This window comes from Rothia sp. LK2492 (assembly GCF_040946345.1).
GTDB classification, from domain to species: domain Bacteria; phylum Actinomycetota; class Actinomycetes; order Actinomycetales; family Micrococcaceae; genus Rothia; species Rothia endophytica.
The window spans coordinates 44,943-58,912 of sequence record NZ_JAYWLX010000006.1 but is presented as its reverse complement, the minus strand read 5'-3'; the positions used below and the strand labels follow the sequence as shown (position 1 = coordinate 58,912).

12 protein-coding genes are annotated in these 13,970 nt (G+C 55.4%); 2 read left to right on the top strand and 10 right to left on the bottom strand.

The features are described 5' to 3' along the window. The first annotated feature begins 163 nt into the window (after positions 1-163). On the top strand, positions 164-1,453 hold the full coding sequence (locus tag VVR27_RS08205; protein ID WP_368547906.1) for a DUF349 domain-containing protein: 1,290 nt from the start codon (positions 164-166) through the stop codon (positions 1,451-1,453). A gap of 191 nt (positions 1,454-1,644) precedes the next feature. Then, entirely contained in the window at positions 1,645-2,415 is a 771-nt protein-coding gene (locus VVR27_RS08200) for a hypothetical protein (RefSeq protein ID WP_346873099.1), read from the top strand. 47 nt (positions 2,416-2,462) lie between these two features. On the opposite strand, the gene VVR27_RS08195 is transcribed toward VVR27_RS08200, so the two are convergent. The 10 genes from VVR27_RS08195 to VVR27_RS08150 all read right to left on the bottom strand — a co-directional run bounded on the left by VVR27_RS08195 (position 2,463) and on the right by VVR27_RS08150 (position 13,925). Continuing rightward, on the bottom strand, positions 2,463-4,841 hold the full coding sequence (locus VVR27_RS08195; RefSeq protein ID WP_368547905.1) for a bifunctional (p)ppGpp synthetase/guanosine-3',5'-bis(diphosphate) 3'-pyrophosphohydrolase: 2,379 nt from the start codon (positions 4,839-4,841) through the stop codon (positions 2,463-2,465). 191 nt (positions 4,842-5,032) lie between these two features. Continuing rightward, complete coding sequence (gene secF / locus VVR27_RS08190; RefSeq protein ID WP_368547904.1) at positions 5,033-6,109, bottom strand: protein translocase subunit SecF; 1,077 nt, start codon at positions 6,107-6,109, stop codon at positions 5,033-5,035. Beyond that, on the bottom strand, positions 6,099-7,802 hold the full coding sequence (gene secD, locus VVR27_RS08185; protein ID WP_368547903.1) for a protein translocase subunit SecD: 1,704 nt from the start codon (positions 7,800-7,802) through the stop codon (positions 6,099-6,101). The genes secF and secD overlap by 11 nt, the downstream gene beginning before the upstream one ends. 80 nt (positions 7,803-7,882) lie before the next feature. Next, on the bottom strand, positions 7,883-8,239 hold the full coding sequence (gene yajC, locus VVR27_RS08180) for a preprotein translocase subunit YajC (protein ID WP_346923271.1): 357 nt from the start codon (positions 8,237-8,239) through the stop codon (positions 7,883-7,885). A 351-nt stretch (positions 8,240-8,590) separates the two neighbouring features. Further along, positions 8,591-9,628 carry a Holliday junction branch migration DNA helicase RuvB gene (gene ruvB / locus VVR27_RS08175; protein ID WP_346873103.1) on the bottom strand — a complete coding sequence of 346 codons (1,038 nt, stop codon included), beginning with the start codon at positions 9,626-9,628 and terminating at the stop codon, positions 8,591-8,593. Between the two features lie 32 nt (positions 9,629-9,660). Next, positions 9,661-10,281, bottom strand: coding sequence for a Holliday junction branch migration protein RuvA (gene ruvA, locus VVR27_RS08170; protein WP_368547902.1), 621 nt, complete (start codon positions 10,279-10,281; stop codon positions 9,661-9,663). Positions 10,282-10,317: 36 nt separating this feature from the next. Then, complete coding sequence (gene ruvC / locus VVR27_RS08165) at positions 10,318-10,977, bottom strand: crossover junction endodeoxyribonuclease RuvC (protein WP_368547901.1); 660 nt, start codon at positions 10,975-10,977, stop codon at positions 10,318-10,320. A 30-nt stretch (positions 10,978-11,007) separates the two neighbouring features. Further along, a complete protein-coding gene (locus VVR27_RS08160) occupies positions 11,008-11,766 on the bottom strand; it encodes a YebC/PmpR family DNA-binding transcriptional regulator (protein ID WP_346873106.1) in 759 nt (252 codons plus the stop codon). Between the two features lie 84 nt (positions 11,767-11,850). Next, positions 11,851-12,630: a type 1 glutamine amidotransferase gene (locus VVR27_RS08155; RefSeq protein ID WP_409349945.1), complete on the bottom strand. Its 780-nt coding sequence runs from the start codon at positions 12,628-12,630 to the stop codon at positions 11,851-11,853. Next, the gene (locus VVR27_RS08150) at positions 12,627-13,925 is read right to left on the bottom strand and encodes a MurT ligase domain-containing protein (RefSeq protein ID WP_368547900.1); all 1,299 of its coding nucleotides are present in this window, start codon (positions 13,923-13,925) and stop codon (positions 12,627-12,629) included. Before VVR27_RS08150 ends, VVR27_RS08155 begins: the two co-directional genes overlap by 4 nt. Positions 13,926-13,970: the final 45 nt, after the last annotated feature.

Genomic DNA, 13,970 nt, shown 5'->3' with positions numbered 1-13,970 from the left:
AACCCCCTAAGAACGATATGCTGGTGAGTGCACCAACCGTGCTCGATAGATTATTAGTTGTTGACTGATGACAGCTAACCAGCCCTATCGTCTGATTGCACGTGGCTGGTGCGCTTTGTTTTACACCTGCGCTAACGCGCCTCAACGTGAAAGAGTTATAGCGGTGACTACCCAACCCGACGACACCCTCGCAACCGTAGACCTCGAAAAGGCTCGTAAATTCGGCAAAGTTGATGCTGAAGGCCACGTCTTTGTCATCGTGGACGGTGAAGAATATGCAGTAGGCCAGGTGCCCGGCGCCTCAGCTGATGAAGCCCTCGCCTACTTCGCCCGTAAGTTTGAAAATGTAGAAGCACAGGTTGCCCTGCTCGAAGAGCGCGTAGCTCGTAAAGCTAAGGCAGCCGATCTGCAGAAGTCTGCAGCGCACCTGGGCCAACAGGTAGCAGTTCGCAACATGGTGGGCGATTACGCTGCGCTTCAGGAGCGTCTGGTGGCTCTGGTTGCCAAGATTAATGAACGCGAAGAAGCCGAAAAGGCAGAATCAGTCGAATCACGTGAAGCTGCGCTAGCAGCCCGTGAGGCAATCGTTGCCGAAGCTGAGACCCTAGCTGACCAGGATGAAACCAAGATTCACTGGAAGAACTCACACTCACGCATGAACGAGCTGTTCGATGAGTGGAAGAAAACCCAGCGCGAGCATCACCTGGCTAAGAGCGTAGAGGACGACCTCTGGAAGCGTTTCCGCGCTGCCCGGACCACTTTTGACCGCCGCCGCCGCGCTCACTTCTCACAGCTTGATGAAAAGAACGCCAAGGCTAAACGCGTCAAAGAGGCTCTCATTGCCGAAGCTGAGGCGCTAAGCACCTCCACTGATTGGGCGGAGACTGCCGCCAAGTACCGCACTCTGATGGATCAGTGGAAAGCCGCACCTCGCGGCGGACGCAAAGAAGACGATGCGCTGTGGGGTCGTTTCCGCGCAGCACAGGATGTCTTTTTTGACGCCCGTTCCGCTATCAACGCTGAGCTCGATAAGGAATTCGAAGCTAACCTGGTAGCAAAGGAAGCGTTGCTTGAAGAAGCGCGTGCCATCCTGCCTGTCACCGACATTAAGGCCGCTAAGGCACAACTCGAGGGCATTCTTGATCGTTGGGACACTATCGGGCGCGTTCCCCGCGCCGCTGTGCGTCGTGTGGAGCAGGATCTGAAGAAAGTTCAGGACGAAATCCATCAGGCCGAAAACGCTAAGTGGCAGAAGACTGACCCCGAGAAACAGGCTCGTGCCAACTCCATGCTGACCCAGTTGGAAGAGACGATTGCTGATCTCGAAGCTGATCTTGAAAAGGCTCAAGCTGGCGGCAACGCACAGAAAATCAAGAAGGCAGAAGAAGCACTGGCAGCTCGCAAGCAGTGGCTGGAAACCTTGAAGGCTTCCTCAGCTGAGTTTGGTGCTTAGCAGGTTTGACGGTTTAGCCGTGCATCGAATGTGTGGATAAACCGTCTATGTGAAGTGATTATTTCTTCTCTTCAGCTCAACTCCCCGCAGAGACTACAGTTTCTGCGGGGATTTTGCTGTTCGAGACAGAAGTTATCCACAGGTGTGAAAATCAATTCCTTGATGGTGCCTTGGTTTGGTAAAACTTAGGTATGCCAGCTCACAGTATCACCCATAAACTCAGTGCTCTCCCCTTCCCACTCCTCCCGCCGGAGCAGAAAAGCTCCTCAACCCTTGAATACATAGCTCAGGCTCAAGGGGGCTTCCAGTCCACGGCTTTCACCGATCCAGGGCTCCGCAATCATGACCCCCGGGCTACTGAAGAAATGAGGAGGCTACTTTGCACCGCTGAATCAGAGGGAGTCAGCACTGCCGAGTTTAGAGAAGTCGTTGAGTTCGAAGCTTTAGTTCACCTGCACCACGGAATTTACTCTCCACCCCATGTCAAAGATACCGCCCTGCTGCGAGCTGTCAGCTGTGGCATGCTTATCCCTGAGGGTTACCATCACCGCTTACGCATTTCTCGCCGCGCAGCAGCCTGGGTTCTGGGGTTCGGGCAGGCGCCGCAGGGCAGTATTGATATCGATTATGACCGTAATAACAGAGTTCATTTGCCGCGCAAGGCTGCACGATTGTGCTCAGCTCATCAGTCCACCTTCAAAGCCTACGAGGCACTTAGTATTGGCGGCGTCCTGGTCACCAATCATCTGCGGACGGCGCTAGATCTTCTCATCTTCGATGAAGAATATGATGCTCTAGAGATTGTAGGGCAGATTCTCCTCAGCCCGGATAATAACCTGACACCGCACTTACTCATGTCACATGTGCAGGAAGCATCCTTTATACGTCAGCGTCAAGCAGTTCTTGCTCGAGCAAAAAATGTCTGCACCGAGGTTACCCTGCGGAGACAAGGGCTATGGTAGAGCCGGGATGCTGATACATGTGAACCTACCGTTTAATGTCACTCCTACTATTCGTATCGAGGTAGGTCTCTCTTCGAGAGAGGTTTGGCCCCGGTTAGCCTGTAAGCGCTATAGATACCAGGTACGTTCATAATCTGGTTGAGAAGATGGTCGAGCATAAAGCGGTCACTGACCTCAACCGTGTAACGGTTGACGGCAAAACGATCGTCACTGGTGTGAACCTTCGCATCGACGATATTGCTACCGGATTCAGAAATGACCCGAATGACGTCCACCAGCAGCAGCTTGCGATCAATACCTTCCACCTGGATGCTCACCCTGAAATTATTATTGGTGCTGGTAGCCCACTCAACAGTGGTCTGGCGGGGGTCATCCTGAGCATTCAGCACGTTGGGGCAGTCGATACGGTGCACAGATATACCCTGTAAGCGGGTCACGATGCCAACGATCTCGTCCGGCGGAACAGGAGTGCAGCATCGAGCAATCTTAGTCAGAATACCCTCAGCGCCAGGCACCACCACCCCGTTATCATCGCCCGTAGTTGGGCGGGTATTGAACAGTGAGGTATCAAAGCTATTGACCTCTTCGGATGCTTGATCGTCGCTATCCCCGTAGTAGAGATCGACCAGAGTAGAGATAACATTTTGAGGTTCAAGATCGTTCTCTCCAACCGCATGGTAGAGACTTGCCACATCGTTTTTATGGTGCGCATGCGCTACCTGAAGCATGAGCTCAGGAGTCAACATTTTGGTGAGCGGAAGTTCATGCTGTCGCATGGCCTTCACTAAACGTTCCTTGCCGCGGCTGAGCGCCTCAAGTCTGCGCCCCTTAGCAAAATGTTGCCTAATTTTGGTGCGGGCCTTTGAGGTACGCACAAACTTGAGCCAGTCCTCGCTCGGCTCGTGATTCTCGTCCTTAGTGGTCATAATTTCCACTGTGGAAGCGGTCTCAAGCTTCGTATGCAGGGGCACGAGCTTGCCATTGACCTTGGCCCCAATCGTGCGGTCGCCCACCTCAGAGTGAATAGCGTAGGCAAAGTCAACGGGCGTTGAACCGGACGGCAAACTGATGGGCTTACCCTGCGGGGTAAGAACCACAATCTCATCTGACTCTAGAGTTTCGGCCAGCTCCTCATAGAACTTGCTCGATTCGGGGTTAGAACTAGAAATTTCAGAGATTGATTGCAAAATCCCGATGCTAAAGGCAGCAGTGTGGGTGGTGGGCTCCTTGACCGCGGTCTCCACCTTCTCACCACGAGAAGCCGCCTTATACCGCCAGTGTGCTGCCACACCGTATTCAGCCTCTTCGTGCATCTTGTAGGTGCGAATCTGAATTTCAAGCGGTAGCCCACCTGGCCCGTGCACCGTCATATGAAGGGACTGATAGTGGTTATTCTTGGGCGACTTAATGTAATCCTTAAAGCGCCCGGCCATGGACGGCCACAGCGACAGCACATGACCTAAAGCGGCATAGCAGTCATCAATGTTCTCAACCATGATACGTACAGCCAAGATGTCATTGATTTCATCAAAGCTCTTACCCTTGGTCTTCATCTTTTGATGGATGGAATAGTAGTGCTTGGGGCGGCCAGTAACCGTGCCCTCAAGACCAACCTGCTGCAAGCGATCTTCGATAGTCACCCGAGCTTCAGCCAAATACTTTTCAAGTTTGGGGGTTCGCTCGCCGACCAGACGCACAATTTCCCGATAAATATCGGGGCTCATTGCGGCAAATGAAAGATCCTCAAGCTCCCATTTAATGGTGTTAAGACCGAGGCGGTGTGCCAGCGGGGCATAGATTTGTAGGGTCTCTTCAGCCTTCTTGGCCGCTGAGGCTCCTGACACAAAGCGCCAGGTACGTGCATTATGTAGACGGTCCGCCAGCTTAATCAGAAGTACGCGGATGTCCTTGCTCATGGACAGCACCAGTTTACGGATGGTTTCAATGGGAGCATTAGCGCCGTAGCTGACCTTATCGAGCTTGGTCACCCCGTCCACCAAGTAAGCAACTTCTTCACCGAAGTCGGCAATGAGTTGCTCCATGGTGTAGTCAGTATCTTCAACGGTGTCATGCAGAAGTCCAGCAACAAGAACGGGGCCGGTAGCTCCAATCTCTGCCAAGATAGTGGTCACAGCTACCGGGTGGGTGATGTAGGGGTCCCCACTCTTACGCTTTTGCCCGCGGTGGTAGCGGCTGGCTACTTTAAAGGCCCGCTGCAGCACATCAAGGTCTTCATCAGGGTGAAACTTGGTCACAGTGCGGATGACAGGGGCAAGAACCGGCGAGAACCGCGGGCTTGGGCCAACTTCACGACCAAAGACCTGGCGGGCCGGTACCCGACCTGATGCCGACATGACACGGTGTGAACCACGCAGAGGTCGCTTAATGTCCTGAGTGCTGTGAGTGTTCTTTTCTGAAGCGCTCATATCTGAACTCCCCCTTGCCTCGTCCGTGTGCTATATGTTGCTCTATCATAGTTCAAAATAGCTGATAGGTAGAACACAGTGACCAGGCATGACTAAGCCAGCCTACTTTAATGTGAAGGTGCCGCCTGGTTTTACCGGGCGGCACCTTCTTTATCTATGAATATCGAGCCGGTACTCGGCTCTCGTTGTCCCTACTGGTTATTGGTCGGAAAGTTAAACTCTCGGACGGTGATAGCAGGGATGCCCGGGGACTGGCCGGTATCAGCAGTTTCTTCTTCGGAAACAATACCTACACGGGCGTCCCGTACTCTGCGCTCCTGGTCCTTGACGCTTTGCTCTCTTAAGCGCAGCGCAGCATAGGCGGGAGCAGCCACAAAGAGGGTGCCAATGGTGCCTACGATGATACCTACGAACAAGGCCAGCGAAAGATCCTTGAGAGTGCCAGCGCCCAGCAACAGAGCACCAATAAAGAGAATAGAACCCACGGGCAGAATACCAACAATAGATGTATTGATGGATCGGACCAGGGTCTGGTTAACCGCCAGGTTTACCTGCTCACCGAAAGTGACATCACGTCTGCCCTCAATACCCTCAGTATTCTCTCGAATCTTGTCAAAGACCACCACAGTGTCATACAGCGAGTAGCTGAGCACGGTGAGGAAGCCAATGATAGCGCTGGGTGTAATCTCAAAGCCGACAAGAGCATACAGCCCCACGGTGGTGACAATGGTGAAAACCAGACCGGCAATTGCTGATAGCGACATCTTCCAGGTTCGGAAGTAGAGCGCCATGCCAATCATTACTAGTACTACGAACCATGCTAGACCGATGAGGGCTTGCTTGGTGACGCCGGCACCCCAGGTAGGGCCGACGAAAGATGAAGTGACATCGTCGCTCTCAACATCGTAGGCAGCTCTCAGAGCGTCGCCGACTGCCAAGGTTTCATCGTCGCTCAGCTCGCTCATCTGCGCACGCACGGTGCCCGATGAAATGTTGGTGACCCGTACGTCAGTCGCCTCAGGTGCTGCTAAGCTGATGGCGTCCTGGCCGATGGTCACATCTTCATTCGCCACCGATGAGACAGTGAATTCTGATCCACCGCGAAATTCGATGCCCAGATTGAAGCCGCCTTTGAACACCGGAACCATCGCAGCAAGAAGCACGACGATCAGGGCGAGGCTAAGCCAGCGCTTACGATGAGGCACAAATCCATAAGATTTTTTGCCTGAATGCAGGTCATTACCGAACTGCGCAAGCTTATTCGCCACGGCTTTGCTCCTTAATATCAGTTGCAGACATCTCTTCTTCAGCAGCGGCTAAACGCTCACGGCGCTTACGCTCAGCAAGAGAGAGGCGAGCTTCGGTTTCTTCAACACTACGGACGCGCCCGGCACCTCGGTAGAGCGGTGTGGCTCCCAGTGCCGCGGGATCCATACCGGACCACTTGCCGCCGTTTCTAAAGTAATCGCGCTGTCCCAGCAAAACCATCAGCGGGTGAATGAAGAGGAAAGTAATGATTAGGTCAGCAATAGCTGTGAGGCCCAAAGTGAAAGCGAAACCTCTCACGTTACCTACCGAAGCGAAGTAGAGCACTAGGGCAGCTAGAAGGTTCACGGCCTTAGAGGCCATAATCGTCCGCTTTGCACGGTTCCAACCGTGGTCAATAGCAGCAGGTATGGTTCGCCCAGCCCTAATCTCGTCCCTAATACGTTCAAAGTAAACGATGAAAGAGTCAGCCATCAGACCAATCGACACGATGAGGCCCGCAACGCCAGCCAGCGAAAGTCGGTAGTTCATGAGGTGGCCCAGCAGAATAATCACGCCGTAGGAGAAGCCCGCAGCAACCAAAATTGAGCTGATATTGACTAGACCAACCAGGCGGTACTGGAACAGGGAGTAAATAAAGACCAGAATCAGACCAATCAGACCGGCCAAAAGACCCATCTTGAGCTGATCAGCACCCAAAGTTGCTGAAATCTGTTGCTCCGACTGGATGGTAAAGCTAATGGGCAGAGCACCGTATTTGAGCTGCTCAGCGAGCTGGGATGCTTCTTGCTCAGTAAAGTTACCGGTAATCTGCGGCTGACCGTTGGTAATCACTGCTTGGGTTACCGGAGATGAGAGAACGGCGCCGTCTAGCATAATAGCGAAACGGGCACGTGGGTCAGAGGGGTCAGCACCACGGATTGAGTTCAGACGAGTGGTGACATCCTTGAAGGTTGCTGTTCCAGATTCATTGAACTCAATGTTGACTCCCCACTGGCCCGTTGAATACCCTGTACTACCGGTCACCTGAGAGAAGCCAGCATTTTCAATTTCTGTTCCATAAATTTCGATAGGCCCGAGGATGTACTTCTCCTGCCCGTCAGTTGAACATGCAACGATTGCCGCGTTGGGGTCCTGCTCAGCCTCGTCCACACTGGACGGAATGCTACAGTCAAGAGCCTCGTACTCCCGCCAGAGCTCAGGGGTGACCCAGTTGTAGTCTGAACCGTCAGTAGGTTCAGCTGTGGGGGCAGGTAGCGATTCCTCAGCGGCTACCTCATCACCCGTTATCGGGGTGGGGGGCCCAGAGTTGAGGACGGCGCGGAAGGACATCTGTGCTGATGTTTGGATGAGTTCTCGGGTTTCAGGGCTCAGCACACCGGGTACTGACACCACAACGTTCTGCCCAGACTGAGTGGTGACTTCAGCTTCAGCTACTCCGGAACCGTCCACGCGCTGGCGAATAATTTCTACTGCTTGCTCTAATTGTTCATCCGTGATCTGCCCACCGTCGGCGTCATTCACCTGGGGTGAAAGAATGAGCTGACTGCCGCCTGAAAGATCAAGCGCGAGCTTGGGTGACCAGGAACCCCCAGCGAAGGTGGTGCCGAAGATACCCCCGGTTACTAAAAGCAGTAAGAGCACCATGGAGACCAGCGCTCCGCGTGCTTTTGCACTGTGGCCTGTAGTAGCCATCAACGCCCCTTTACAGTTTTGTGTCAAACGTGAAAAGGCGCGCGGCCCTTAGGCTGCGCACCTATTTCGTAGGAGAAAGTTTATTTGGTGGGTTCGTCTGCGATTTCACCGTTGATGGTGGGCTGATGCTCCCCTGCCGAGGCTGCTGATCCGGTTGCGGGACCAGTTTCTTCGATCTGGGTAACGGTCATGAGATGAACCTTAACAACAGTGCCAGGAGCAATTTGGAGCTCAGCGGTGTTGTTTTCTTTGTTGATGCTAGCCACAGTGCCGTAGAGACCGAAGTTGGTCATAACGGGAGTTCCTGGCATCATCTGGTCTTGGCGTTCTTTGAGCTGTGTCTGAGCTTTTTTTGTACGGCGAGCAGGCAGTACGATAAGCACAATCATCATGATGGCTAGTAGTGCGAGCAAGAATAGGGGTGAACCGCTGTTCACGAATAATCCCTCAAATCAGGTGTTGGTGATAGTCTTCCGCCCCAGTTTACGCGATGAGTCTGTGAATATGGCTCTAAGTTGCTGTAGGCAGGTTTTTCTGAGCTGAGAGTTTTATGGGAATTCTGGGGCTTCTAATCCTAAATGTTCCCAGGCTGCCGGATGAACCATGATTTTCCGAGCGCGCGAGGAAGCAAAAATCGTGGTGAATCTCTGCGCGTCAGCGCAGGGCGCTTACGGCAGCTCTGGGGCTGCTAACCCTAAATGTTGCCAGGCTGCCGGATGAACCATGATTTTCCGAGCGCGCGAGGAAGCAAAAATCGTGGTGAATCTCTGCGCGTCAGCGCAGGGCGCTTACGGCAGCTCTGGGGCTTCTAACCCTAAATGTTGCCAGGCTGCCGGAAGCGCCACGCGCCCTCTCGGTGTCCTGCCGATGAGGCCTTCGCGCACGAGGTAGGGTTCTGCAACGGTTTCGACGGTTTCGGTTTCTTCGCCGACGGCTATGGCGAGGGTGGAGAGACCTACGGGGCCTCCTCCAAATTTGTTGATGAGGGCTTCAAGGACGGCGCGGTCGAGGCGGTCGAGCCCGCGTTCGTCCACTTCGTACATGTCGAGGGCGGTGGCGGCGCTGGTGGCGTCAATCCGGTTAATGCCGTTGACCAGTGCCCAGTCGCGGACGCGGCGGAGCAGACGGTTGGCGATACGGGGTGTGCCACGGGAACGTCCGGCGATTTCGGTGAAACCTTCGGGGCTGATCGATAGTTCCATGAGACCTGCTGAGCGGCGAATGACGCTTTCAAGTTCAGTTACGGAGTAGAACTCTAGGTGGCCGGTAAAGCCGAAGCGGTCGCGCAGGGGCCCTGGTAGAAGCCCTGCACGGGTGGTGGCCCCGACCAGGGTGAAGGGCGGGAGTTCTAGGGGGATGGAGGTAGCACCGGCCCCCTTGCCCACCACGATATCAACGCGGAAGTCCTCCATTGCCATGTACAGCATTTCCTCAGCCGGGCGGCTCATGCGGTGAATTTCATCGAGGAAGAGCACTTCGCCGGGCGTTAGGGAAGAGAGAATGGCGGCCAGGTCACCCGAGTGCTGGATGGCTGGGCCGGAGGTGATGCGCAGGGGCGCGTCCATCTCGGCAGCAATAATCATGGCAAGGGTGGTTTTGCCTAGCCCCGGAGGGCCAGAAAGCAGCACGTGGTCGGCGCTACGGCCGCGCATGCGGGAGGCCTCAAGCACCAGGGAAAGTTGCTGACGAACGCGGTGCTGGCCCACAAAATCATCGAGAGATTTGGGGCGCAGCGCCGCCTCAATCATTTTTTCTTCGGGCTCTTCGTCCATAGACACGAGGCGCTGACCGGGGATCTGGCCGTCAGCGTTAGGCAACTGGCTCATAGGGAGTGATTCTACCTTCGGTGGCGGTTCTTTTAGCGGCTAACGGTGTTCTGGCTACCCAGTGAGGCGAGCACTGAGCGCAACGCTTCTGCCACGCCCATAGTTTCTGCGCGGGGGTTGTGATCAATGAAAGCGGCGATAGCTGCCTCGGCGTCCTTCTCGCTCCACCCCAGGCTGGTGAGGGCGTCGAGCACTTGCGGTTTCCAGGCGATACCCTGGTTGATGGGTAGCTGGTCGCTGGTCTCGTGGTCTGCAAGAATCAGCTTGCCGGCTAGCTCAAGGACAATGCGGCGGGCACCCTTAGGGCCAATACCGGGAACCTTGGTGAAGGCCTTATCGTCTCCGGTGGCAACGGCCCTCTCTACTTCAGCTGCGGTGTGGACGCTGAGCACAGCCAGGGCAATACGCGGACCGATGCCAGAGACTGAAAGCATAATGTCAAAGACTTCGCGTTCGGCGGCGTCTGCGAAGCCGTAGAGCGTCATGGAATCTTCGCGCACGATAAGAGTGGTGGTGATGGTGGCGCTCTCCCCCAGTCTGAGCTTTGAGGCAGTACGCGCATTGAGGTGTATCAGCATGCCAAAGCCGTTAACATCAATCACGGCGTTATCGAGGCCTAGGTGGGTCACTGTTCCGGTGAGAGAGCTAATCATAGTGCCTAGTCTAATCGAACGTATGTACTAATACAATTAGCGACGGGCTTTTGCTTCGGCTTCTGCCCAGGCCCGCTGCGCCGGGGTAAGTGTCCTGGTTCGTGCGGTGCCCGTCGGGCTAGAGCCCTGGTGGGTTTGGGTATGAGCTGACATGTCCAGGCCGCCTGAAACAGTGCCGCCGCGCCAACCGTGGCAAATAGCAATAGCTAGTGCGTCAGCGGCGTCCGCAGGTTTAGGCATAGCGGTAAGCCCTAGAATACGCGTCACCATACGGCCTACCGAGGCCTTGTCTGCCCGCCCAGAGCCGGTCACGGCAGCCTTCACCTCAGAGGGTGTATGAAAGTAGACTGGGACGCCGCGGGCAGCCGCAGCAGCGATTACCACCCCCGAAGCGTGGGCGGTACCGATCACCGTGTTGACCTGTTCTTGGGCAAAGACACGCTCGATAGCTAGAGCATCCGGCTGGTAGACATCCAACCAGCTTTCGGCGGCTCGAAGAATTTTGAGGATACGCTGATCCAGGCTTTCAGCCGCGGCAGTACCGGCAATTCCAACCTGCACTAGGGCGGCCTTGCGGTTGGGGCTCATGTCAATCATGCCGAAGCCGCAACGGGTAAGCCCCGGGTCAACGCCCAAGATACGGGCAGCGCCCGGGACTCGCGGGGTAGCGTGTTCCGGGCGCGGTAGCGAGGTCACTGTGATGCGCCCCTTCCCTTGTGGTTTTACTTATTCAGCTTCGAGTTCCGCCATGACGGATTCGTTGATATCAGCGTTGGAGTAGACGTTCTGAACATCGTCCAGCTCTTCAATGGCATCAGCCAGCTTGAGGAACTTACGGGCGCCTTCAGCGTCGATTTCAACCTGCATGGTGGGGCGGAAGACAGGCTCATCGTTGTTGTAGTCGAGCTCGGCTTCGTCCAGTGCCTTACGAATGGCAGGCAGGTCGGTTGCCTCTGATACCACGGTGAAGACCTCGCCGTCGTCAATAACCTCATCAGCACCTGCGTCCAGGACGGCCATCAGGACATCATCTTCGGTGAGGCTGTCGGTCTTGGTAACTTCGACAACACCCTTGCGCTCGAAGAGGAAGGCTACTGAGCCGGAGTCTGCCATGGTGCCGCCGTTGCGGGTTACCGCGGTGCGAACTTCAGCCGCTGCACGGTTGCGGTTATCGGTCAGACACTCGATGTAGAGAGCGGTTCCCTGGGGGCCGCGTGCCTCGTACATGATTTCGGTGTAGTCGATGGTTTCACCGGTCAGACCGGCACCACGCTTGATCGCGCGGTCAATGTTGTCGTTGGGCACCGAGTTCTTTTTAGCCTTGGATACCGCAAGGTCAAGGGCGGGGTTGCCCGAGATATCGGCGCCGCCCATACGAGCAGCTACTTCAATGCCCTTGATGTACTTGGCAAATGCCTTGGCGCGCTTGGCATCCAGGGCAGCTTTCTTGTGCTTGGTGGTTGCCCATTTGGAGTGACCTGACATGAGTCTCCTTCTAAAAATTCTGGTGCTCACCGGCAGGTGGCACGTTTTACCGCCTTCTATTCTAGCGGTTCTAGCAAAATGGGGTTAGCGGGGGCGAGCCGCGGCAGAGGCACGCGCCTTTTCTACCAGTGAATCGTCAATCACCACGGGGGTGAATTCACCGTATTTTTTGATCGCTGCGTGCTTGATGAGGTAGTCCGAGACTGCCGGGTTCTTGGGCAACAGTGACCCGTGCAGGTAGGTGCCAATCACGTGATGGACGTGCGCACCTTCCCCGTCGTCCTTGGTGTTGTTGCCTTCGCCCTTGGTGACGCGGGCCAAAGGCTTGGTGTCGCCCGAGAGGTAGGTGAGGCCCGAGTGGTTTTCAAAGCCGATTAGGGTGCCGAACTCTTCTGATTCTTCAACGATGTTGCCAATCAAGCGTTCTTCGCCGCCCACGGTTTTAGCGTCAAAGATGCGCACGCCGTTAAGGGTCTCCCCGCCCACGGTCTTGAATTCTTTGCCGAAGAGCTGGTAAAGACCGCAGATTACCAGCATGGGGGTGCCGTCCTGGGCCAGCATGCGCAAAGTTTCGGCGTTCGCCAGCAGGTCATCCTGAACTACTGACTGGCCTGAGTCCTGACCGCCGCCACCGATAAAAATATCGCCGTCAAGGGGGAACTCGTCCCCGGGGTTGTAGTCAACGATTTCGGTGGTGAAACCGTGGGCCTGGGCACGGCGGGATAGAGAGAGGGTATTACCCCAGTCGCCGTAAATGTTCATGTCGCGGGGGTAGAGCTGCACGATTTTCAGGCTCTTGTTGTTACCGGTCTGGGTGATGATTTCCTCGCCCAGTTCTTCGGTGAGGTTCTGGGGCTGGCTCACAATACGTCCTCCACATCGGTAATCTTTGACAGTTCTTTACGGATCGCCAGCATGGCGGTGTAGGTGCAGAAAATACGCATGGGCTTGCCGTTGGATTTTCTGATGAAATCGGCCAAGGCTTCTTCCAGGTCTTCGTTAACGGTCTCTACATAGACATCATCGTGGGCCAGGCGCAGTGCCATGTCGTAACCACGGACACCCGAGACCATCGTTACCCCGCCCTGGATGAGAGAGTGAAAGTCCACATCCCAGAGCCAGGAAACGTCGCGGCCGTCGGCATACTGGTCGTTGATAGTGATCATGGTGGCGTAATCTTTGGCATCAGCAGATGCCAGTGACAGGCGGAAACCGCTGGGGTTCTTCACCAGAAGCAGCTGCAACGTCTGCCCGTTAACGGTCAAGGTTTCGCCACGGCCAAAAGCTGGAGCAATTTTTTCAAGCTCTGACAGCAGCGCAGTTTCGTTGAGCTTCTCTCCTAGAACCTCCTGGGTCAGGGCGATAGCGGCTGCGGCGTTGAAGATGTTGTAGATGCCGTAGAGGTTAACGGTGCCGGTCACCTCGCGGCCTTCTAGACCGAAAGTTGCCTGGGTGCCGGCAAAGTCACTGAGCACGACGGAAGCTGCCGGCAATTCCGGTGCGGTGACCGCTTCATCAACATCAGTGGAGCCGCGCATCTCGTCATCCGAGGGGAAGAGGGAGCGGAGCTTATCTGATAGACCGAAGTAGCTGACCTTGGTGCCTGACTGGGCGTTGCTGGCAAGAGAGCGGATGCGTGGGTCTTCGCGGTTTAGCACGATGGTGCCGCTGGTAGCGCCGGCAACGCTAGAGAGCATACGGCGGGTGGTGTCGATTTCACCGAAGCGGTCTAGCTGATCGCGCAGGACGTTGAGCAACAGGGAGTAGCGGGGCCTGACCATTTTGACGAAGTGCACAGCGTGAGCCTCGTCGAGTTCCAGCACGGCAATATCAGCGTCGAGCTTGCCCGTCAGTGACATTTCACCCAGCAGGGCCGCAGCAACGCCACGCACAAAGTTAGAACCGGTGCGGTTGGTAAAGACGCGCAAGCCTTGGGATTCCAGCAACTGAACGACCATTTTGGTGGTGGTGGTCTTACCGTTCGTGCCTGAGACCACCACAACGCCCTGATGTAGCTTTGCCAGCTCCTCTACAACGAACTGGGGGTGCAATTTTTCCATCACCAAACCGGGGAAAGCCGAGCCTCCACCGCGCAGTTTGGTTGCGTATCGAATGCCTTGGCCGACAAGGCGGGTTATGGGTCTTGACATACACCCCATCTTACGTGCTCAGCACACCCGAAGTGACAACGCGGCTTTAGGGTG